Below are 21,715 nucleotides of genomic sequence, written 5' to 3'. Positions count from 1 at the left end.
TGATTGAATTGGGAGCATATCAATTTCCCTATTAGCATTTTTCATGTCGGACCGATCGATTGGCTCCGAGAGTCTGAACTGAGGCCACGCGTCGAACGTCACAGGAGCAGTCCATGAAGCGGTTGCTGATTATTGTCACATTATTCTTTATCCAGACGGGAATAGCTCCGTCCGCCGAAATCAAGTTACTCGCGGCCGGAGTTGTGCAGGAGGTGTTCGCTGAATTGGTGCCCAAGTTTGAGGAAAGCTCCGGCAATAAGGTTATGGTAACGTGGACTGGTGGGGCCGATATTAGAAAGCGAATTGCTGCCGGTGAACAATACGATGTGGTCGTAACGGCTGGAACAGACATCGACACATTCATAGAGCAAGGCAAGATGCCGCGAGGTAGTCGTGTAGACCTTATCAAGTCGGGAATTGGTGTTGGGACAAGAGCGGGCTCTACCAAACCTGACATAAGTTCCGGAGAAGCTCTCAAGAAAACACTTCTGTCAGTCCGATCCATTGGCTACTCGACGGGTGCCAGCGGTGTCTATCTGGTGAGCCTCATCGCCCAGATGGGAATTTCGGATGCCGTCAAGCCCAAGTTGAAGGAAGCTCCGTCAGGTGTTCGTATCGGAACACTAATTGCCAGCGGAGACGCCGAAATTGGTTTTCAGCAAATTAGCGAACTGATCCATGAGCCGGGTGTGGATTATTTGGGTCCGCTGCCAGCTGACGTACAAAAAGTTACAATCTACTCAGCGGGCATTTCAAATGGTACAAAGCAAATCGAGGCTGCCATGGCGCTGGTGAAGTCGATTACCGCGCCCGATGCCGCGTCAGTTATCAAGCAACACGGAATGGAGCCCGGCTAACGTGGCGGCTTTGGCTCTTTGTGGGTTCAACTACGTTATAGAACGCTCTGTCAAGCCTCTCGCCCAGCAGATTTATGGGTTCACGGCCTAGTCTGGGCCGTTAGCCCACAGATCTAACGGGCGGACGGCTTCCCTACCTCGCTCGGACACCGCGATAACTTTGACACATCCTTTCTGGATGCATTAGATTTTGTCGGCCACATCTCTTCGCGTGAAGACGATCTAATTCTTGTGGAATGTCGATAATGTCCTTTCTTCGCCGACGTTCGCGAGGAAGTTCTGAGGATCAAAATCGTTATGCTCTGACGGTTTCAAGATCCGATCTATCTCAGTTAAGCTGCCCGGGCGGCCGTAGCTGACATTTTATAAGAACATTACGTCGGATGGCAGGCATAGTTGATTTGCATCAACACGACCTTCCTTTTGCAATCTTAGGTTTTTTCCATCGCCCCGGTCGAAGGTAGCGAGTGGCAGATTCTCACGGAGGTCGACATCATGATCACGGAAGATTTGTCCTGCGTCTCCGGCTCGCCTACGGGCATTGTTTTTCAGAACTCGGGACAATGTCCGCCTATTGTAGGGCTGGCGGAGTATAGGATCTCGGAAATTCAATTGTGAAGCGCCCTCGCGCAAAGCGAGGCGTTGCTTCGTCAAAACGATGAGTTAATTCAAAGACAAGAATTACTGAAAAGGGAGTCCGATCATCGGCTAATGAATGATTTGCAGATGACCATTAGCCTGCTTTCGTTGCAGAGCCGAGAATCTACGAACGCAGAAGCGGCCGCGCAATTGGCCGTTGCTGCCAATCGCGTCTCGATGATCGCACGCATTCACCATCGTCTTCATGCGTATGACGGTGCGCAGGCCATCGAGTTCAAAGGATTCCTTGAAGACTTTGGCCGCGACTTCTCTGCGATGCTGTCATCGGATGAGCGCCCGGAGCAGGTCGTTGTCGAGGCTGTTGAAATAAATCTACCGGCCGAGACCGCAATTCCGCTCGGCTTCATCGTCAGCGAATTGATCGCCAACGCGGCGAAGTATGGCAGTGGTCGCATCGCCATCAGTCTGCAGCCCCATCCCGGATTTGGCTATGCGCTTTCTGTTTCCAATGATGGGCCGGCCTTGCCGGAGGGGTTCGACCCCAGTGCGAGCAAGGGGTTGGGGATGAAGATTATTCAATCTTTCGCAAGGCAGATCGGCGGTGAGGTGCGGTTCGCCCGAGGCGACGATGGCCTAGGCGCGCGATTTACCATACTGTTTCCAGCAATGACCACGGATACCGTTCCGGGAATGCGAAGCGTGGTAACAATTGCCATGTCAGCACCATGCCGTTAACTTTAAAGAAAGGGGTCACCAGGGGAGCCGCATTCGAATTGGACCAGCCTTTGTCGCTGGAATGAGAATCGTGACTGCGCCCGTTCTGGCCGGCGTGGAAATCATGGGCCGCTCGAAATTGGTAGAGGCCGACTCATAAATCGAGCATCTACGCAGCCATGGAAGCAACAACACCGGCCGGACCCTTGACCTTCAAGAATTGGCCGTTCGCCCACCGTTCAACACAGCGATGCGGAACGTGCAGCCAAAGTACGGATGACTCCGCCAGTAGACTTCCGTTTCTGCCCGACATCAACAGAATGAACGGCTGATAGCGATTGGAAGACCGAACCGGACCGTTGCCAGCTCGGACGCTGGCAGCGATCGCGCAGCCGCCATCTATACATTGTAAGCGTCGTCCTCAAGCCACGGCTCTGAGGTCTTGCTTTCTGTAGGCCCACGGCAGTAGCGCTTCGATATCGCGGTTGGGGTGACCGTTGGCGATCCTGGCGAGAACATCCGAGAGATAGCCGAGGGGATCGATGTCGTGAAGTTTGCAGGTCTCTATCAGCGTTGCGATCGTTGCCCAGTGCTCGGCGCCGCCGTCGGAGCCCGCGAACAAGGCATTTTTCCGGTTCAGCGTGATCGGGCGGATGGAGCGCTCGACGGTGTTGTTGTCGAGCTCGATGCGGCCATCGTCGAGGAAGCGGGCCAGGCCCGCCCAACGTGACAGGGCGTAGTTGATTGCCTCGGCGAGTTTGCCCTTTTGGCTGATCAGCCCGAGTTTTGCGCGCAGCCAACTCTCCAAGGCGTCGATCAGCGGTCGGCTTTTCTGCTGCCGAACCAGGCGACGCTCCTCGGCGCTGCGGCCGCGGATTTCCTTCTCGATCGCATACAGCGCAGCGATGCGCTGAAGCGCTTCGCTGGCGATCGGCGCAGGACCGGGCGTGGCGAGCTTGTAGAAGTTACGCCGCACATGGACCCAGCAAAATGCGAGCTGCACGTCGCCGCGCTCGGCCAACCTGCGGTAGCCGGCATAGCCGTCCACCTGCAGGATGCCCTTGAAGCCTTCGAGATGGATGATCGGCCGCTCGGCCTTGCGGTCCGGGGCGTAGACATAGGCCACGCCCGGCGGATCGGATCCATTCCATGGCCGGTCATCGGCGGCATAGGCCCATAACTGGCCGGTCTTGGTGCGGCCGCGGCCGGGATCCAACACTGGCAACGTCGTCTCATCGGCAAACAGTTTTGGCCGCTCTTTGAGCTTTTCGAGCAGGCGTTGGTGCAACGGACGCAGATGCCAGGCGGCATTCCCCACCCAGTCTGCCAGCGTCGAGCGGTCGAGGTTGACGCCCTGGCGGGCATAGATCTGGGACTGCCGATAGAGCGGCAGATGATCCGCATATTTGGAGACGAGTACTTGGGCGATGGTGGCTTCGGTCGGCAGCCCACCCTCGATCAGCCGCGCCGGCGCCGGGGCCTGCACGACGCCATCCTCACATTGGCGACAAGCGTATTTCGGCCGGATCGTGACCAGCACCCGGAACTTCGCCGGCACGATATCCAGCCGCTCGCTCTTGTCTTCGCCGATCCGGTGCAACGCGCCCTGGCAGCAGCGGCAGGTCTTGTCGTCGATATCGATGGTGGTCTCGATCCGCGGCAGATGCGCCGGCAGCGCGCCGCGATTGGCCCGACGCTTCGCAGCTCCGGCCTGTCGTGCGGCCGGTGTCGCCTGCTCAGCTTCCGCGACGTCACGCGCCGCCGCCTGCTCGACGTCTTCCAAACCGAGCTGCATCTGGTCCTCGGGCAGCGTCTCCGCCCGGCGGCCAAACTGGTGGCGCTGCAGGTCCCTGATGATCTGACGCAGCCGTTCGTTCTGCACCCGCTCGGCGAGCAGCATCGCTTTCAAGGTCTCGGAATCATCGGGCAATGCGTCGCGCGGCATAATCAAATCAGAGCATATTTACCGGCATTTTGCGACGTGCTCGATGCTGCTGATTCACTTTGCCACAGCAACAGGCGTCAGCCAGGCTGCGCCGGCGTCACCGTCTCGCGCGCCGTGTGGACACGCCGCCAATCCAGCCCTTCGAGCAGCGCCGACAATTGCGCGGCCGATAAATGGATCACGCCGTCTTCGATCTTCGGCCAGCGGAAGATGCCATCCTCCAGCCGCTTGGCGAACAGGCACAGACCCGTGCCGTCCCAATACACCAGCTTGATCCGATCCGCGCGCTTGGCGCGGAACACGTAGACCGCGCCAGAGAACGGATCCGCCGCCATGCTCTCGCGCACCAGTGCCGCCAGCCCATCGGCGCCCTTGCGGAAGTCCACAGGTCTGGTCGCGACCATGACGCGGACCGCGCCGGTCGGGCCGATCGGGCCGATCACGCGCCGGCTTTCAGCGCCCGCAACACCGCGGCGATCGTGTCCGCCGGGGCGCCCGCGCCGATGCGCACCGTCACGCCGTCGATCGCAACCTCGATCATTCCGGCGGGCGGTTCATCCCGATGCTGTCGCCGCGTCTTGCGCTGCCGAGGCCCCCCGGTGTCGGACGGTGCCGCATCGATGACCGCCGGGACGAACCGTGGTTCGTCATCCTTGGAAACGACCGCTTGAGATTCTTTGACTTGCCGGCGCCAGCCAAACAATTGCTGCGGCGACAATCCGTGCCGGCGTGCCACCCCGGAAACCGAGTCGCCGCTGGCTTCGATCTCCGCGACCACCCGCGCCTTGTCCGCGTCGCTCCATGTCCGACGGCGCCCCGCACCGGTGAACACCTCCAGCCGGCGAACCGGCTTGGTGATAGCACTATCCACTGTGTCCATTCTAAGCCTTGCGGTTCGACGTAACCGCAAAATCGCAGATCTGCACATTGGCCGGAAGGTGGCGCCGGAACGACGCTTACTATACATTGATAGAGACCCGCAAGATTAATGATATCGATCCGCAAGCCTAGCCAGCCGATGTGCTGGCGCGGTTTCCTGATCATTCCGCCAGCCAAGTCGCCGAGCTGCTTCCATGGACTTGGAAAGCCACTTAACAGTTCAAGGCCGTCACCGCAGCGCATAACGCGCTCATGCAGTTAGCGTTATGGCTTGGGTCGCGGTCGGATGCGTACTCCTCGCGCATCATCGGTGGGTTCGATGCGAACCAACCGCAATCTTACCATTGCTCCACAAGTCAGGGGTAGGCGCAGCACAACTTTATGCAGGCAATCTGTCGCAGAGCTACGCCATCCGATGCACAAATGATATTATTGCTCGATCGGTGCAAGTCTGATGCGGGTAAGTATCGCCACCAGTTCTTCATACTTAAATGGCTTCTTCAACACGGGCGGGTCTGAGTAACCGTCTCTTAAACCGTGATCGGTGTTGCCGGTCGAGTAGATGAACGGCACTCCGCGCGCGAAGAGTGCTTCCGCCACCGGGTGGCTGTCGTCACCATTCAAGTTCATATCCAGCAACGCGACGTCGAAGTCTTGCGCATCGATCAAAGCGAGGGCCTTGACGACCGTCGCGACAGAAGTCACTGACTTGCATCCAAGGTCGGCCAGCATGTCTTCAATCATCATAACAACCAGCATTTCGTCCTCGACAACGAGAATCCGCCGACCAGAGAGCAACCTATCCATCGTGATCGTCTCTTGGTAAGGGAATGTCCATCGTGCAAACAAGGCCGTCGGGCCGGTAGTCCAGATGCACCGTGCCTTCCAGCTCATGGGCCAAACCACGCTCGAGCACCCGCGATCCAAATCCCTTGTGTGCCGGCGGCGTGACCGCGGGGCCACCTTTTTCCGTCCAGCTCAGCAGAAGCCGTTTTCCGGCCGGTGCCGTCTCAATCGTCCACCCAATCAGGATGGATCCGACCGCGTTGGACAATGCACCGTATTTCACGGCATTCGTTGCGAGCTCGTTGAACGCAATGCCAAGGGCCAAAGCTGCCTTTGGCGGGAACCGAACGTTCTCACCGGTGATCACAATGCGATCCGCCCGACCGCCCGAGACCCCGAATGGCTCCAGGGCATCGTGAGCGATATCGAGCAGCCCTGCACTTTCCCATTTTTCGCGAGTTAGCAGGTCGTGCGACCGGGATAGCGCAAACAGCCGGGACTCAATGGATTGCCTGATAGCCTTGGGATCGGTGGTCGATCGCAAGGTCTGCCAGACAATCGATTGCACCGTTGAAAGGGTATTCTTGACGCGATGGTTCAACTCGTCGATGAGCATCCTGGATCGAACTTCATCCTCCTTGTGTTTGGTAAGATCAGCGAACGAAGCAAAATATTGAATAACATCACCGCTCGCATCACGAACCGGACTGATAAAGACAGCGGCCCAGAACTCGCTTCCATCCTTGCGGCGGTAGAGAACTTCCGTCCCGCTGCTGGACGAGCCTTCGAACTCGGCTTTAATTCGCGTCAGCGCCTCAGCGTCGGCACCATGCGCCATCAGAAAATTGAAGCTTTTGCCGAGCACCTCTTCCCGGTCGTATCCCGTTAGAGAAAGAAAGCTGTCATTGGCAAAAATTATCGGGTTGTCGGGCTCCGTCGCGTCCGTAAACACCATCGCCATTCGGGTTGTTTCAGCGGCAACGACAAACGGGCCGAGGTCGTCCTGAAAGCTCTCGACTTCGGCTTCGGCGCCTTTCTGCTCGTCCGACTTCTTCGTTATTTCCGACATGCCACGGGTCAATCAATCTGCTTTGCAGTAATGCTGCGATAACCGTGGCACGGACTTCTTCCCGAACCAAGGCCCTTCATGGTAGCATAATTTCCTTGCTGCGACGGCCATTCATTGCGGTAGCCAAAATTCGGATTATCGGTATCTACTGGCCAATCCGGTGAACTAACGGCCGAAGCAGGGGTGGACGCGGACGAATGAAACCGGAAGTTGGATCAACCTTTACTCCCCTGGCCACACACCCTCCGGCGAAGGAAGCGCCTGGGATCCCGCAGGCCGCACAGCCTGTATTGCCGATAATTCCGATCGCAGCGGGCAGACCCGCTCTCGCGGAAGAGCTCATCAAAGCTGCGCCAACGCAGGATTTCAATCTTGCCCGCGATCTGGCCCTGTTCGCGCGTGTACGTGCCCAAGGCGGGCGGCGCGTGGTGGCGATCTTCGTTGGCTCGACCGCCGTCACCATTGCCAATATGTCCGGGCAGGTGCGGCTCAACGAGTGGAACGGCCAGTTCTTTGACGCCGTGGCGCCGCAAGGATCTGTCGGGCTTTGTCAATGATCTCTGGACGTTCCTTTTCATCATTGCCGTTTTGTTGGCCCTCACGGTCGCACAAACCTTTCTCCAGGAACGATTAAAATTTCGACTGCGCGAATGGATCACCCGTCACCTGCTGGTGGAGTGGCTTAAGCCATTGCGCGTCTATCAGCTGAGCTTTGCCGGTCAGTATGGTCACAACCCGGACCAGCGCATCCAGGAGGACACGCGCCTGCTCGGCGACTACACCGCCGACCTCGGCTGCGGCATAGTCTATTCTCTGCTTCAGATCGTCGCTTTCGTCGGGGTGCTTTGGGCTTTATCGGCGCAGGTCACATTCCAGGTGGCGGGCTACGACATCGCCATTCCCGGTTACATGGTCTGGTGTGCCCTCGTTTATGCCCTGATCGGCTCCGGTGTGACTTGGCTCGTGGGGCGGCCGCTGATTGCCCTGAATGGCGAGCGATATGCGCGCGAGGCGGAATTCCGCTTCGCCCTCGTTCGGGTCAACGAATCCGGCGAGAGCATCGCGCTGCATGGCGGAGGGAAGGACGAACAGCGACATCTCGAAGCCGCGCTCGCGGCTGTCGTAGATACCATGCGCCGGATATCTTCCTCGCTCGCCCACCTCACGTGGATCACATCGGGCACGGGCTGGCTGTCGCTCGTCGTTCCGATACTCGTGGCGGCACCGGCCTATTTCGGCGGTAGCTTGACGCTGGGCGGCCTGATCATGGTGGCAGGCGCCTTCACCCAGGTGCAGGGGGCGATGCGATGGTTTGTCGACAACTTTTCGCGGCTCGCTGACTGGCGCGCCGCAGTCCACCGGGTAGCCCGCTTCCGCGAAGCGCTCGACAACCTACCGGCGATCGAGGCAGGCGCAGAGGAGATCAAACACGCGCTGCACCCGAAAGGATATCTCGCTTTCGAGGGCGTGCGCATCCTCCTGCCGGACGGACACATCGTTATCGACGACGCGACCGTCAGCATCACGCCAGGCGAGCGCGTGCTGATCGTCGGCGACACCGGTCGAGGAAAGTCGACGCTGTTCCGCGCCGTGGCGGGTCTCTGGCCGTGGGGTTCCGGAACGATCCTCACGCCTCCGCTTGATGCGATGGCATTCCTGCCGCAGCGCCCTTACCTGCCGCTCGGCACATTGCGCAATGCCCTGAGCTATCCGAGCGCCGCCGATGCTTTCCCTGAAGCGAATATTCGGAAAGCTCTGGAGCGGTGCGATCTCGGCAGTCTCATCGCCAAGCTCGACCAAACGGAGCGCTGGGACCAGGAACTGTCGCTCGGCGAACAGGAGCGCCTCGCCTTCGCACGCCTCCTGCTGCACAAACCGGGATGGGTCTTTCTCGATGAAGCCACGGCCGCGCTCGACGAAGACAGCCAGCGCCGCGTCATGCGCCTGTTCGATGATGAACTGAAGCAGACGACCGTATTGAGCATTGGTCACCGTCCGGATCTTGCCGTCTACCACACCCGAACGCTTCAACTTGTTCATGGACTTGACGGTGACCGCCTCAAGCTCAAGCCGCCCCCCGCCCCACCTCCGCCGCGGCGCTGGCTGCAACGGCTCGACGACTGGTTGCGAACCGTCCGGTCATGATGCGAGTCCGGTTTCCCGCGCAGGAGCATCAATTCATATTTACGCAGGGTCCACCTTGCTCATGGTACTGAGCGCCATGGCCCCGTATTTTGATACCAGTCTGTAAGTCGTTTTATCTCGATTTTGATCAGCGATCGCCGGACCGCGTCTCGAAATCGCGGAGCGGCTGAATTCAACTCAACCCGAAACGTCCGATGAACCACGTCTTCACGACATGCGCGAGGATGACATAGCTTGGGAGAATAAGGCACAGCGCGATCCAATAAGCCGGGGGCAGCGGGACGAAACCCAAAAAGCCAGCCAACCAGGAGTATGGGAGGGCTATTCCAATTGCGGCAATGATGAGGGTTGTCGTGATGAGCGCTGTGCTGGCCCGACTTTGGAAAAACGGAATCTTCGCCGTGCGAATGATGTGGATGATCAAGGTCTGGGTAAGCAGGGATTCGACGAACCATCCAGTCTGAAACAAGGCCGGATTGTTCCACGCATTGAAGACGTAGAGCATCGTGAAATAAGTGACATAATCGAAGATCGAGCTGATTGGGCCGATGAACAGCACAAACTTTGTGATATTGCCAATGTCCCATCGGCGCGGCACTGCCAGAAATTCTGCATCGACGTTGTCGGTCGGGATTGTGGTCTGCGAGAAGTCGTAGAGTAAATTGTTAGTTAGCACCTGGATCGCCGTCATCGGCAAAAACGGCAGAAAGATACTGGCCCCCAGCACGCTGAACATGTTCCCAAAATTAGAACTCGCGCCCATCTTGATATACTTGGTTATGTTGCCGAATACCTTTCGGCCCTCAATGACGCCATCGCCGAGCACCGCCAGGCTCTTCTCGAGCAATATGATATCCGCGGATTCCTTGGCGATGTCGACGGCACTGTCCACGGATATGCCGACGTCCGCCGTCTTCAGCGCCGGTCCGTCGTTGATGCCATCCCCCAGGAATCCAACGACATGCCCCTTGCGGTGAAGGGCATCGATAATGGCCGCCTTTTGCGACGGCGACACCTTGGCGAACACCGTCGCGGTTTCCGCTAGGTTCGCCAGCTCCTCCGGAGACAGCGCCGCCATCTCGCTGCCGAGAACGATGCGATCCACGGAAAGACCAACATCACGGCAGATCTTGCGCGTAACAATGTCGTTGTCCCCGGTCAGGATCTTCACTTGCACGCCGCCAGCCTGTAGCGCGGCAATCGCGGGGGCGCATGTCTCCTTGGGAGGATCGAGGAACGCGATGTAACCGAGCAACGTGAGATCCGCCTCATCGGCGACAGAGTATATCGCCTGGGTCGGTGGCATCTCCTTGGTGGCGACGGCAATTACCCGAAATCCGTCGGCGTTCAGCTTGGCTGTCGTCTCGATCGCCGAAGCGAGATGGCTCTCATCGAGGGGACCAGTCTCATCGCCGATCGTGTAGTGCTTGCAGACCGCGAAGATTTCTTCGACTGCGCCCTTACAAATTAGGACATGAACTCCGTCGTCGCGCCCGAGAACGACGGACATCCTTCGCCTCTCGAAGTCGAACGGTATTTCGTCGATCTCCTTGAACCGTTCCCGAACCTTTAGGCCACCTTCGAGATCGCCGTGCTTCAGGACCGCGACGTCGAGCAGGTTCTTGAGGCCGGACTGGTAATAACTATTCAGATAGGCGGACTCGAGTACACTGTTCGAATCGGCGCCCCTGATATCAAGGTGGCGCTTGAGGATAATCAGGTCCTGAGTAAGTGTGCCGGTCTTGTCCGTGCACAACACGTCCATGGCTCCGAAGTTCTGGATTGCATTGAGACGCTTAACAATGACCTTCTTTCGGGACATTGCCATTGCGCCCTTTGCCAGATTGACCGTCACGATCATCGGCAGCATCTCGGGCGTTAAACCTACCGCTACGGCGACCGCAAACAACAGCGCTTCGAGCCAATTGCCCTTGGTCACGCCATTGATCACGAACACGAGCGGCGCCATCACCAGGATGAACCCGAGCATCAACCAGGTAAAACGAGTGATGCCCTTGTCGAAGCTCGTGAGTTGCCGCGTCTCGGCGATTGCGGTTGCCACGACGCCGAAAGCAGTTTGCGGGCCGGTCAGTACGACGACGCCGCAGCCGATACCGCTGACGACAGCGCTACCCATAAAGCAGATATTGGGGAGATCAAATGGCGTCTCGGCCGCGCCTTCGTGGGCTGCAGCGAATTTCTCGAGCGGCATTGCCTCGCCAGTGAGGGTCGACTGATTGATGAAGAGATCCTTGGCCGAAATCAGCCTGAGGTCGGCGGGGATCATGTCTCCGGCCGACAGCAGAACGATGTCGCCGGGCACAAGTTGATCGATCGGAACATCGGCGTGGTCGGCGCCCCCTGTCGGCGCACAGAAGTGGTTATCGATACCATCTTTTGCAATTCGTCGGCAGCATTGCTCGACCGATACTCCTGAAGGAAGCCTAGGGTGATGCTCAGGACTACCATGATCACGATCATGATCGCCGCGCGCTGATCGCCGAGAAAATAGGATGCCGTCGCCAGCGATAGCAGGAGGATATTCAACGGATTGATCGAGCGCGCAGCAAGCTCGCCGAGAACCGTATGACGCGCCTGTCGAGCAACCCGATTGGGCCCGACGGAGCGGAGTTGCTGCACGACCTGACCGGGCGTGAGGCCCGCCGCCGTGCTGGACAATTTTTGCAGTGCGTCGTCGGTCGATAGGCGAGCGACTTCGGCCAAGGCTTTTCCGCTCGCGATCGATGCTTCGGGTGCTGCGCCTGGCGGCTCCTGCCGCACAGGGGCTACGGCAGGGTTCGCCGCTTTGGGATCCGGCTGGTTCAAATTAACATCTCCTCGCATTCATGAGATCCGCTCAGATCAGCGAAAGGGGTCACTGGCACGGGTAAGCTTGCGATTCTTTTGAGTGCAGCGAGCCAGTGTTCGCTACGGCAAATAGGCGATTGAGGAAGCAGCCTGATCCTGAGAAACACGCCAGCTTACCCAATCGAACCAGCTCAAAGGATATCGGCCGAGAGTGCGCGCACTTTGACAAAAATCAAGGCCTACTCGCTCAGAACCTCGAGAGGCGGCCAACAACAATGCGATGCCGCTCATTCAGAGTTACGACGAAAATTCGTTTTCTTCTTATAGGGAATAATTTGTAGATAGCGGCTCAAATTTAGAAGCAACGGCTCCGCCGCTCGAGCAGATAGTCACCTACTCAACGTCATTCCCTTTCTTGGCTGTCATTGATCTATGTCAATGGGCGCGCCTAAAACAAATTCGTTTGTGCAGGAACCTTCGTCAGCAGACTCCATTTTTCCCCCGTTCGATGTGGAACGCATAACAATTGGTGAACACCATGAAGAAAATCCTCCTGGCGACGGCTGCCATCGTCGCATTCTCTGCCCCCTCATTCGCGGCTGAGACGGCAAAGACCATTGGCCAAGCGCCGCCATCATTCTACCTGGCTCAGGATACCGCGACTCTGAAATGTCAAATCGTCGAGACCCAGCCTGCGGCTGGCAGCAGCATGAAGGTTGTCGGTGCCGCGCACGTGACGAAGGCATCTGCAGAGACGGCTTTGAAGGCCGACAAGACTTGCGCCAAGTAGAGGGGTGACGGCGCGAGTTCGGGGACGGGTCTATTAGTTTGTTTACAATACCGAAAGACCCGCCCCGCGCTGCCGACCAACAAGCCACCAGCGCCGCCAACCACCAGCAAGAACCAAGAATAGTGCAATCAAGGCCCAATCGATCACTGGGCCGTTGTGCTGCGTGACGACGCAATACGAACTACTCCCAACTCAAATATCCTGAAAGAAGGACGTCATGCGAAAGACTCTCATTCTCGTTGCGACTGCGGCCTTGTTGACCGGTACGGCCATAACCGGGTCAGCGGTCGCGCGCGATCATTCGGATCGCACAGAATTGACCTCGAGCCAGATCACAGATCAGGCGTCGGCTCGCGCTGCCCAAATGAAGGCTGACCTGCGTCTCACTGCAGAGCAGGAGAAGAATTGGTCTGCTTTTGAGACTGCGGTGGTGGGTATGTGGAAGAAGCAGGCCGAACAACAGATTGCCTGGCGCAATGCACACGCCAAGGAACAAGGCAGCGTCGATCTGATCGACGAAATGCGCAAAGATGCTGATGAGGAGATCGACCGATCCAATGCGCGGAAGAAGCTCGCAGATTCCGCCCAGCCGCTCTACAGCAGCCTCGATGACCAGCAGAAGCGCCGGTTTTCCGAGGCGCTTTTCCGCAGGAATCGTGATCGCCACTCCTATTGAGCGAAACGCTATCTAGCAACGAAATTGAATTACGGGCGGCCGTCCTGGTTGCTCGCAATTCGACTAATCGCGAACAAGTCGCCGCGCCATGTGATCGAAGCAATTCCCGGCTTTGCCACTGTCATTCACGTCCATTCGAAAAGGCGGAATACTGTTGATCCAAATCAACGACGACCGCTGGTTCGCGCCGCAGCTTCAACTTCTCTCGCTCAGGGGTTTACTATTGGAGGACGGAATCATGGACAAGGACCGGGTCGTTGGATCGGCGAAGCAAGTCAAAGGCGCAGTGAAGCAGGCGGTCGGCAAGGCGGTCGGTGACACCAAGCTGGAGACGGAGGGCGAGGCCGACAAAATAGAGGGCAAGGTTCAGAACGCCATTGGCGGCGTCAAAGACACGCTTAAAGGAAAATAGGCATTGAGAGTGGGACCTTTTTCTTCTAACCGTCCTTAGCCAAAAAGCGAAGGGATAGTCATCCGAGGGGCATTCATGGTTTTTGAATCGGTTGAAATTTCTACCCCTGTCGCGGAAAGCCCAGCGATATCGTGGGCCGCGATTGCAGCAGGTGCCGTTGCTGCTGCAGCTCTGACCCTTGTCCTCCTTGCGTTCGGTGTCGGCATGGGCTTCTCGGTCGTACCCCCTGGGGCAATTCGGGCGTAGCTTCGACCACATTCGAAATTGGCACCGGTCTTTATCTGATTGTTGTCGCTATGCTCGCCTCTACCATAGGAGGTTATATCGCGGGGCGGCTGCGTACGAGATGGGTCAGCGTACATATCCACGAAGTCTTTTTTCGCGACACCGCTCATGGCTTTTTGGCTTGGGCATTCGCCACGGTGCTCAGCGCTGCGTTTTTGACTGCGGCGGCCAGCAACATTGTTGGTGGCGCATCACCGGGACTTGCACCCGCAGCCAGTATGTCGACAAGCCAATCAGCGGGATCCGGCGGTCCGGTGGATTATTATGTGGATGCGCTGTTGCGATCCAATCCTGCCGGAAAACTAGATACGACCAGTTTGGGAGCCACTCGCCGCGAGATCGCGGGTATCCTCACGACCGGCCTTCGTGATGGCGATATTGCTGCGCCTGATCGCACATATGTGGCACAAGTCGTTGCGGCCCACACTGGGCTTAGTCAGGCGGACGCCGACACGCGGGTTTCAAACGTCATCAACCAAGCAAAGACTGATTTGGACAACGCCCGAAAGGCAGCGGCCAAATTGTCTCTGTGGCTAACCGCCTCGCTGCTGATCGGCGCGTTTGCCGCCAGCCTAGCGGCCACCGACGGCGGGTATGTCCGGGAGCGGAACGCGAGTCTTACTGAACAGCAATTGTGAACTGAACATAGGAGGAAGTCATGGGTCGCGGAATTCTGCTGTGGCTGCTAGGAGTCCCAATTCCGATCATTATTCTTCTCGCTATCTTGCGGCATTAAATCGCCGAGGAGTTCTCCTAGATATTGTGCAGCTCCTTTAATTTGACGCCGTGCTTGCCATTTCGCAACGAAACCCGGTTCACTACTCCGCGTTCGGGAGTCGAGCAACTGTCGCAAAGCCACATGTGATTGCGACAGCGTTGCTGCAACTGGTTTTACTCGAGCCGACCCGCGCAGACGATGTAAAGGCGGACGAGTGCGGTCTTGCATCGGTCTATTCAAGCCTGAGCGAGGAGATGGCAAGCGGAGAAGACACCAGCGCAAAAAGACTTGACCGCCGCGCATCGGTCACTTCGGTTCGAAACAATGATCCTCGTCAAAAATAGAGAAAACGGTCGTTCGGCAGTCATCCGGATCACCGATCGTGGCCGTCACGTCAGGAACAATCGACGTATCGCAGGCTGCCGCACGTGAACTCGGCTTCGCGGATTTGACGAAGGTGTGTCTCACGATCCTGTCGATGCTGGAAGATCGACCAGCCGGTGAAAATTTATTGTTGCGACGGCTGGAATAGCAGCGCGTCGCGATCACTCGCGCCATCCAATCATCATCTTGGGTTGCGCACCCATTAACGTGGATCAATGACATCCTTGAATGGTTGGTTTGCTGGCAGTCCGCTGTTCTCAATATGCGGTATGATTGGTTGCTGTTGATCGGTGAATGGGCATCTAATCCGATGCCGGAACAATTAGCGATGATAAAAAAAGCAATTAATATGAAGCAAGAAATTCCAGCACCTGCCCATCCCTATAAAAGGCGTGACCCTCTGCCTTGGCAGCAGCCGAAGGCAACTGAGGAAGATCCCGAGGCCTTGCAGCGAGTGCAGGCGATCCTGAATAACCCCAGCTACCGTCGAGCTGACAATGACATTGATTTTCTCGCGCAAGATGGCGTTCGCGGCGTGCGCCTACAGATCGACTATCTCAAGCCCGAGTTGCTGCTTGAACAGCACAAGATTCACCAAACGATAGTCGTATTTGGGAGCACGCGAATTTGCGAGCCGGCTGCCGCACTTCGCGAGGTGGATACGCTGCGCGCATCGCTAGCTGCCGACGCAACCAATATGGAGCTGCAACGTCAGCTAGCAATTGCTGAGCGACTCTTTGCCAAGAGCCACTACTATGATGTAGCTCGCGAATTCGGGCGTCTCGTGGGCAGTGCGAATCATGGCGCTCGCAAACACCATACGGCCATCATAACCGGTGGAGGGCCGGGAATGATGGAGGCCGCCAACCGTGGGGCGTTCGACGTTGGAGCCAAATCCGTCGGACTAAACATTAGCCTCCCTCATGAGCAATATCCGAACCCCTACGTCACACCCGAACTCTGTTTGTTAGTCGGCGTGGGGCCCCGACGCCGATCGGCGAGCCAAGCTATTGATCTAAAAAGCAATGGAGGGGTCAATCTTGGATGCTTATTCACAGCTGGCGACCGCAGAGCGCCGGATAGCTGCGAAAAAGTCTCGTGAACTCACAAAAAGTCCACGCCAAATCGCGGCTTTTATGATTCCATCCGGGCATGGAAAACGGCCCTGGAAAATTGCCGGAAGACATCGAGGCGCTGCAGGCAACGTTGCTTGCCACACGCGCCGAACTTGCCGTTGTCCGCGCCCGGCAGTCCGACGATCAGGCGCTGATCGCACATCTGAAGCTGCAGATTGAAAAGCTGAACCGCGATCGTTATGGGCCGCGCTCGGAGCGGTCCATACGCCTGCTGGATCAGCTCGAACTGACGCTGGAGGAACTTGAGGCCAAGGCGACCGAGGACGAGCTGGCGGCAGAATTGGCCGCGGCCAAGGCCAAGAGCGCAACCACGCCCGTGGCGTCGTTCTCCCGCCAGCGGCCATCGCGAAAACCGTTCCCGGAGCATCTGCCGCGCGAGCGTGTGATCGTCCCCGGTCCGGTGTCTTGCGCCTGCTGCGGCGGTGCACGGTTGTCGAAACTCGGCGAGGACGTCACCGAGACGCTCGAAGTGATCCCGAAATCGTGGAAGGTGATCCAGCACGTCCGGGAGAAGTTCAGCTGCCGGGATTGTGAGAAGATCAGCCAGGCTCCGGCGCCGTTCCACGTTATCGCCCGCGGCTGGGCGGGCCCGAGCCTGTTGGCGATGGTGCTGTTCGAGAAGTTCGGCCAGCACCAGCCGCTGAACCGGCAAGCCGAGCGCTATGCCAAAGAGGGCGTGCCGATCAGCCTGTCGACCCTGGCCGACCAGGTCGGCGGCTGCACCGCCGTGCTGACGCCGTTGTTCCAGCGGCTGGAAGCCTATGTGCTCAGCGCCGAGCGGTTGCACGGCGACGACACCACGGTGCCGGTTCTGGCCAAGGGCAAGACCTCGACAGGCCGGATCTGGGTCTATGTCCGGGATGACAAGCCGTTCGGCGGACCGGCACCGCTGGGTGCAGTATTTTATTACTCACGCGATCGCGCAGGTGAGCATCCACAGGCGCATCTGGCCGGCTACAGCGGCCTGTTCCAGGCCGATGCCTATGGTGGCTATGGTAAGCTTTACAACGCCGGCCGCAACGCGGGCCCGATTTTGGAGGCCGCGTGCTGGGTCCATGCCCGACGGCCATTCTTCGTGATGGCCGATCTGGCGGAGAACGCGCGCCGCAAGGTGCAAGGCAAGAAGCCAGTGGTGATCTCGCCGCTGGCGCTGGAAGCCGTGCGTCGGATCGACGCTCTGTTCGAGATCGAGCGAGGCGTCAACGGCGAGACGCCCGAACGACGCAAGGCGGTTCGCCAGGAGTTAAGCGCGCCGCTCGTCGCCGATCTGGAAATCTGGATGCGCGAGCAACGCGCCAAACTGTCGCGAGGCAATGACGTCGCCAAGGCGATGGATTACATGCTCAAGCGCTGGAGCGCCTTCACCCGCTTCCTCGACGATGGCCGCATCTGCCTGTCGAACAACGCCGCCGAAAGGGCGCTGCGCGGTATCGCGCTCGGCCGGAAGTCCTGGCTGTTCTGCGGCTCGGATCGCGGCGGCGACCGCGCTGCGGTGATGTACAGCCTGATCGTCACCGCGAAGATGAATGATGTCGATCCGCAGGCCTGGCTCGCCGACATGCTGGCGCGCATCGCCGAGCATCCCGCCCAAAAGCTCGACGAGCTGTTGCCGTGGAATTGGCGCAAGCCGGCCGATCTTAAAAGGGCCGCCGCTTGATCGCGAAACGTCGCCCGATGGGCTTGTCGGAAACCGAAAAGGCCCTCATCACCGCCACCTGTCAGCGCTTTATCGACGAGGTGTTGAAGCCGAGGTTCTTGCCAATAATATGCCCCACGCAGTTTAACTACCCGATCGATATCATCGGCAAATGGCAGGGGCATCGCTATCGGTTTATCCAGCGCTATCGGTCAGGACAGCCAGAAACAGATGGCGAAGACTTTGACGCACCATTCACACGATTGGACTGGATCAGCCGCGACCGCTTCGATCTGCAATGGCATCGCCACACCGGAACCTGGTATCGCCTCCACCGTGGCCTGTCATTGGCTGAGGCTCTGAAGACCATCGAGACCGACGGTATCTTGCACCCCGTATAGCCCCCTCGCGCCGCCTCCTGACCGCGGTCATGCCTAGACCGCGCCCGCGGGGCTCACCGGATGCTTACGGTGAGCCAGCGGTAGATTCGGAATGTGGCGCGCTGGCTATAGATCGCCCATAACGGTCATTCGCGTCTAACGCGGGATGAGTTGGCAACGACGTTGTCAGCGCCTCATTACGTGACACTGCGTCCGCGCGGCGCCTAATCTTCTGCCGGATGTCGCTTATCACAATGCAAGGCAGATCTTCCCGAAGTGTCTTTGCGAAATCTGATGCCTAAACGCAGCCTCGATCTGATCCAGCGGGAATGTTGAGTCGATGATCGGCTGGATGTCGTTGGCATCAATCGCGGCGATCATTTCTTGCTGTTCCTGGCGGGAGGGTGGCGGTCCGGCGTGAAGAAGACCGCTGGTCGGCTTAACGTTCCATATCTCTGGAACGGCCCCGCTCCGGGCGTTCAGGCTGTAACGGATAATCAAACAAAAAGGCCCGCCGGAAGGCGGGCCTTTGGTCCATGACTGCGCCCTGATCAGAACGACGCAGTGCCATAATAGTCGTTGACGGCGCGTGTGCGGGTCGCATCGCCCCAGTTCCATGCATTGTCGTTGCCATATTTCGGCGCGCTCTTGAGCTGGGCTTCGGTTACGCCGGTAACGTACCCGCCGAGCGTGGTGTCGTACTTCAGCGATTGCCAGGGCAGCGGATAGTGATCGTCGCCGATGCCTAGAAAACCGCCGAATGAGAGCACTGCGTAAGACACCTTGCCGCTCTGCTTGTCGATCATCACGCGCTCGATCGAGCCAATCTTGTTGCGGTCCGCGCCATAGACGGCGGTTCCCTCAACCTTGTCGCTGCCGATAAGATTGCCTTGCTCGCTTACTTCCGTAACCATGAGACTTCTCCAAGTTTGAGTTCACAAACCAGAACGAAGAGCGCGATGAAACGTTCCTGCGGTTCACCTGCTTCAAATCGACGCATTCGTTGGGAATGGGCGACGTCGGTCGTTTACGCACCTCCGCAATAACGCTGCAGCGGTATCTATGGCAGGTGCCGAGAAAACGACGAAAGTTGTGAGAAGTCACAAGCAAGCACGTTCTGGTCGAATTTGGCCATGTCCGATACATTTGGGTCATTCGCGTCGTTTTGTCGGTCAGCCGCCCACTTCCGGTCTACCCCGGTAAGCGGACAAACGCGGACGTGGTTGGTTTGTCCGTTAAGTGCAACAACGGAAGTCGGCGCACGTGTCAGCGAGTTCCGCGTAAGGGGGATAACGGGCATGATCACGCCGGTCGGCTAGTCCTCTTCATCCTAAAAGCACGCAAGAGCATGGACACACGCAACGGAGCCCCGCTCCTCGAAAGGAACGGGGCTCTACGCATCGGTTTCTGTCCTGTTGGTAACGTGACCAGCCAGCTCATGAGCGGGTCGTTCCGGCAATTTGAAAGGAAGGGACCCCACCAGGTGGAGCCCTTTCCAGATGCCTTACCGGCCAATTCAGTTGTAGTCGGAGTACTTGAACTGCGGCAGCGCCCTGAGTTGATCCTTCGTCGCGCTCATTTCGGCGTGATCGGGGGTCCAGTCGTTGGCGTTGGCAGTGGTGGTCCGGGCCGGTGCCGTCGTGGTTGCAGCCGGTGCCGTCGTGGTAGCGGCGCCGGTCGTGGATTCCGGGTCGTCGTGGTCGTGGTCGTCGCGCTGGTGCGAACAGCCTCTTCCTTGAACTTGAGCTTGTCCATCGCAACGGCGATGTCGTGTTCGCCCATGCCGAGGAACCCACCGACGCCGATGACCACGGCGCTGACCTTGCCATCCTTGTCCAGGATAAGCTCATTGATATCGCCGAGCTTCTCGTTGGCGTCGTTGTAGACATTGAGCCCCATCAGCTTGGACGCTCGCCACTGTCCCTTGAGCATCAGCTTGTCGGCACTCTTCGACGTGGTAACGGCGGGGGTCGTGCGGTCGGCCGGCTGGGCCGTTTGCGCATATGCGGAACTGCTGAGTGCGGTGACGCTAAGCAGTGCGGCGGCTACGATATTCTTCATGTTGTCCTCCAGTGAATTGAAGCGGGCTCCTGAAACCGCCGACATGCATGGTGGTTCCGACCTGGGGGAATATTCGGCAATTTTTTCGCGTAAAGAAAGGTGACGCCCGCGAAGCAAAAAGCTGCTCGCCTAATCGACATCGAATACCGATATCGCTCAGAGCCGTGATCCAGGGCGCCGCAGGAGAATCCTATTGTGGAACCGGCCGGAAGATCCACTCGCGCCACACGGTGAGCAACGCCGCCATGATGACAGGCCCCAGAAACAAACCGAAAATTCCGAAGGCAGCGAGACCTCCGAAGATTCCGACAAAGGCGAAAAGAAACGGAAGACGCGCCGAGCCGCCGACTAGGGTCGGCCAGACGAAATGATCGCCGGCAAGCATGATAATCGCGCCCCAGCAAAACACCGCTGCGGCCGCAAAACCGCTGCCGCCGCCGGAGACCAGGACCAACGCCGCCGTGGTGAACGCGAGCCACGCGCCAAACGGCAGCATCGCGAATGCCGTCGTCAGAATCGTAAACATCACCGGATTCGGAACGCCTGCGACGAAGTAGCCAACGCCGATCAGCAATCCCTCGCCCACGGCGACCAGAACAGTGCCGTTCACCGTGCCGCGCGTGGCGTCGACCATTCTCTCGACCAGCCCCTCTCCGGCATCGCCAATAAGGCGGTCACACGTGTCCAAGAAGCGGCTCGCGACGGCGCGACCATTTCGGAGCAGAAAAGACAAGGTCAGGAGCGAGAATAACAACATGAACAGCCGATGGAGCAGCTGTCCGCCAAACGTTTTGAAAAATTCCGACGCATTGTCCGCATTGACAGTTTGAAGCCAGGCGGTGGCAGCTTTCGGATCCGAGAGGTTGGAGCGCCTCCATGATTGCATACTTTCGGCGGCAACCGGCAGACGAGCGACCCAATCCGGGACTTCGACCCCGCTCTCCCGGGCCTGCTTGAGCCAACTCACGAGCACGTTGTCATTCGGCCTGCAATATTGACCCCGTAAGCCGGGGGATCGGCGTCCAAAATTGACCCCCTAATCAACCAACTCGGCCATCAGTACATAAAAAGGTGGGTTGGGGAATGGGTCAGCAGATCAGGCCAACAATCTTCTCGTTTAAGATCAATGGGTTGGCTGCCGTATTGGCGGAGAGGGGGATTCGAACCCCCGATAGGCTTGCACCTATGCCGCATTTCGAGTGCGGTACAATCAACCACTCTGCCACCTCTCCATGGTGCCAAAAACCGAACGGTTGCCCGCAGGTGGTTGGCCGGAGTTCTAGGCGAGGTTCGCGGTCCAGACAAGCCGTACGGAGCGGAAATCTGGCGTCACGGGCAAAGGGCCCCGCCAGCTGTCGCCCAGTCGTGCCTTGCGGGGAGCAACGCGACGTCCGGCTCACGAAGCCGACCGAGGCGGCCTGAGGGGATCGCTGG

Annotated in this window: 23 protein-coding genes and 1 tRNA gene; 11 read left to right on the top strand and 13 right to left on the bottom strand. The window is 58.4% G+C overall.

Features of this window, described 5'->3' with window-relative positions; translation table 11 throughout:
• The first annotated feature begins 113 nt into the window (after positions 1-113).
• A complete protein-coding gene (locus ONR75_RS03960) occupies positions 114-857 on the top strand; it encodes a molybdate ABC transporter substrate-binding protein (RefSeq protein WP_265081474.1) in 744 nt (247 codons plus the stop codon).
• Positions 858-1,583: 726 nt separating this feature from the next.
• The gene (locus ONR75_RS03955) at positions 1,584-2,192 is read left to right on the top strand and encodes a sensor histidine kinase (RefSeq protein WP_265081473.1); all 609 of its coding nucleotides are present in this window, start codon (positions 1,584-1,586) and stop codon (positions 2,190-2,192) included.
• Positions 2,193-2,592: 400 nt separating this feature from the next.
• Here ONR75_RS03955 and tnpC (ONR75_RS03950) read toward each other — a convergent pair whose 3' ends face one another.
• From tnpC (ONR75_RS03950) to ONR75_RS03930, 5 genes are all read right to left on the bottom strand, one after another.
• Complete coding sequence (gene tnpC / locus ONR75_RS03950; protein ID WP_265081472.1) at positions 2,593-4,116, bottom strand: IS66 family transposase; 1,524 nt, start codon at positions 4,114-4,116, stop codon at positions 2,593-2,595.
• Between the two features lie 77 nt (positions 4,117-4,193).
• Positions 4,194-4,559 carry an IS66 family insertion sequence element accessory protein TnpB gene (tnpB, locus tag ONR75_RS03945; RefSeq protein WP_265078630.1) on the bottom strand — a complete coding sequence of 122 codons (366 nt, stop codon included), beginning with the start codon at positions 4,557-4,559 and terminating at the stop codon, positions 4,194-4,196.
• Positions 4,556-4,996, bottom strand: a complete 441-nt coding sequence (gene tnpA, locus ONR75_RS32705; RefSeq protein WP_265078501.1) for an IS66-like element accessory protein TnpA — start codon at positions 4,994-4,996, stop codon at positions 4,556-4,558. Before tnpA ends, tnpB begins: the two co-directional genes overlap by 4 nt.
• 428 nt (positions 4,997-5,424) lie before the next feature.
• Complete coding sequence (locus tag ONR75_RS03935) at positions 5,425-5,802, bottom strand: response regulator (protein WP_265081471.1); 378 nt, start codon at positions 5,800-5,802, stop codon at positions 5,425-5,427.
• Positions 5,795-6,862 (bottom strand): HWE histidine kinase domain-containing protein, encoded by a 1,068-nt coding sequence (locus tag ONR75_RS03930; protein ID WP_265081470.1) that lies wholly within the window; start codon positions 6,860-6,862, stop codon positions 5,795-5,797. Before ONR75_RS03930 ends, ONR75_RS03935 begins: the two co-directional genes overlap by 8 nt.
• A gap of 185 nt (positions 6,863-7,047) precedes the next feature.
• Here ONR75_RS03930 and ONR75_RS03925 point away from each other — a divergent pair, with 185 nt between their 5' ends.
• Both ONR75_RS03925 and ONR75_RS03920 read left to right on the top strand, forming a co-directional pair.
• Positions 7,048-7,407: a hypothetical protein gene (locus ONR75_RS03925; protein WP_265081469.1), complete on the top strand. Its 360-nt coding sequence runs from the start codon at positions 7,048-7,050 to the stop codon at positions 7,405-7,407.
• Positions 7,364-8,995, top strand: a complete 1,632-nt coding sequence (locus ONR75_RS03920) for an ABC transporter ATP-binding protein/permease (protein WP_265081468.1) — start codon at positions 7,364-7,366, stop codon at positions 8,993-8,995. The genes ONR75_RS03925 and ONR75_RS03920 overlap by 44 nt, the downstream gene beginning before the upstream one ends.
• Positions 8,996-9,167: 172 nt before the next feature.
• Here ONR75_RS03920 and mgtA read toward each other — a convergent pair whose 3' ends face one another.
• Positions 9,168-11,318 (bottom strand): magnesium-translocating P-type ATPase, encoded by a 2,151-nt coding sequence (gene mgtA / locus ONR75_RS03915; protein ID WP_320109691.1) that lies wholly within the window; start codon positions 11,316-11,318, stop codon positions 9,168-9,170.
• The gene (locus tag ONR75_RS32355; protein ID WP_320109690.1) at positions 11,279-11,821 is read right to left on the bottom strand and encodes a cation-transporting P-type ATPase; all 543 of its coding nucleotides are present in this window, start codon (positions 11,819-11,821) and stop codon (positions 11,279-11,281) included. The genes mgtA and ONR75_RS32355 overlap by 40 nt, the downstream gene beginning before the upstream one ends.
• A gap of 520 nt (positions 11,822-12,341) precedes the next feature.
• On the opposite strand from ONR75_RS32355, the gene ONR75_RS03910 reads away from it, so the two are divergent.
• From ONR75_RS03910 to ONR75_RS03895, 4 genes are all read left to right on the top strand, one after another.
• Positions 12,342-12,593: a hypothetical protein gene (locus ONR75_RS03910; protein ID WP_265081467.1), complete on the top strand. Its 252-nt coding sequence runs from the start codon at positions 12,342-12,344 to the stop codon at positions 12,591-12,593.
• Between the two features lie 217 nt (positions 12,594-12,810).
• Entirely contained in the window at positions 12,811-13,269 is a 459-nt protein-coding gene (locus ONR75_RS03905) for a Spy/CpxP family protein refolding chaperone (protein WP_265081466.1), read from the top strand.
• Between the two features lie 238 nt (positions 13,270-13,507).
• Positions 13,508-13,681 (top strand): CsbD family protein, encoded by a 174-nt coding sequence (locus ONR75_RS03900; protein ID WP_265083528.1) that lies wholly within the window; start codon positions 13,508-13,510, stop codon positions 13,679-13,681.
• A 296-nt stretch (positions 13,682-13,977) separates the two neighbouring features.
• Positions 13,978-14,604 (top strand): hypothetical protein, encoded by a 627-nt coding sequence (locus ONR75_RS03895; protein WP_265081465.1) that lies wholly within the window; start codon positions 13,978-13,980, stop codon positions 14,602-14,604.
• A gap of 386 nt (positions 14,605-14,990) precedes the next feature.
• Here the strand turns inward: ONR75_RS03895 and ONR75_RS03890 are convergent, their stop codons facing one another.
• On the bottom strand, positions 14,991-15,242 hold the full coding sequence (locus ONR75_RS03890; RefSeq protein ID WP_265081464.1) for a hypothetical protein: 252 nt from the start codon (positions 15,240-15,242) through the stop codon (positions 14,991-14,993).
• A gap of 103 nt (positions 15,243-15,345) precedes the next feature.
• Here ONR75_RS03890 and ONR75_RS03885 point away from each other — a divergent pair, with 103 nt between their 5' ends.
• The 3 genes from ONR75_RS03885 to ONR75_RS03875 are packed head-to-tail and all read left to right on the top strand — an operon-like array spanning position 15,346 to position 18,241.
• Positions 15,346-16,170: an LOG family protein gene (locus tag ONR75_RS03885; protein ID WP_265081463.1), complete on the top strand. Its 825-nt coding sequence runs from the start codon at positions 15,346-15,348 to the stop codon at positions 16,168-16,170.
• A gap of 50 nt (positions 16,171-16,220) precedes the next feature.
• Positions 16,221-17,861 (top strand): IS66 family transposase, encoded by a 1,641-nt coding sequence (gene tnpC, locus ONR75_RS03880; protein ID WP_265081462.1) that lies wholly within the window; start codon positions 16,221-16,223, stop codon positions 17,859-17,861.
• Positions 17,858-18,241, top strand: a complete 384-nt coding sequence (locus ONR75_RS03875) for a hypothetical protein (protein WP_265081461.1) — start codon at positions 17,858-17,860, stop codon at positions 18,239-18,241. Before tnpC (ONR75_RS03880) ends, ONR75_RS03875 begins: the two co-directional genes overlap by 4 nt.
• Positions 18,242-18,469: 228 nt before the next feature.
• Here ONR75_RS03875 and ONR75_RS03870 read toward each other — a convergent pair whose 3' ends face one another.
• From ONR75_RS03870 to ONR75_RS03850, 5 genes are all read right to left on the bottom strand, one after another.
• Complete coding sequence (locus tag ONR75_RS03870) at positions 18,470-18,601, bottom strand: zinc-binding dehydrogenase (RefSeq protein ID WP_265081460.1); 132 nt, start codon at positions 18,599-18,601, stop codon at positions 18,470-18,472.
• Between the two features lie 170 nt (positions 18,602-18,771).
• Positions 18,772-19,134: a PRC-barrel domain-containing protein gene (locus ONR75_RS03865; RefSeq protein WP_265081459.1), complete on the bottom strand. Its 363-nt coding sequence runs from the start codon at positions 19,132-19,134 to the stop codon at positions 18,772-18,774.
• A 661-nt stretch (positions 19,135-19,795) separates the two neighbouring features.
• Positions 19,796-20,326, bottom strand: coding sequence for a PRC-barrel domain-containing protein (locus ONR75_RS03860; protein WP_320109689.1), 531 nt, complete (start codon positions 20,324-20,326; stop codon positions 19,796-19,798).
• 145 nt (positions 20,327-20,471) lie between these two features.
• The gene (locus ONR75_RS03855) at positions 20,472-21,248 is read right to left on the bottom strand and encodes an AI-2E family transporter (RefSeq protein WP_265081458.1); all 777 of its coding nucleotides are present in this window, start codon (positions 21,246-21,248) and stop codon (positions 20,472-20,474) included.
• 177 nt (positions 21,249-21,425) lie between these two features.
• A tRNA-Ser gene (locus tag ONR75_RS03850) sits at positions 21,426-21,513 on the bottom strand.
• Positions 21,514-21,715 lie beyond the last annotated feature (202 nt).

The sequence above is a fragment of the Rhodopseudomonas sp. P2A-2r genome, assembly GCF_026015985.1.
GTDB lineage: Bacteria > Pseudomonadota > Alphaproteobacteria > Rhizobiales > Xanthobacteraceae > Tardiphaga.
This window is presented reverse-complemented; position numbering and strand designations above follow the sequence as displayed.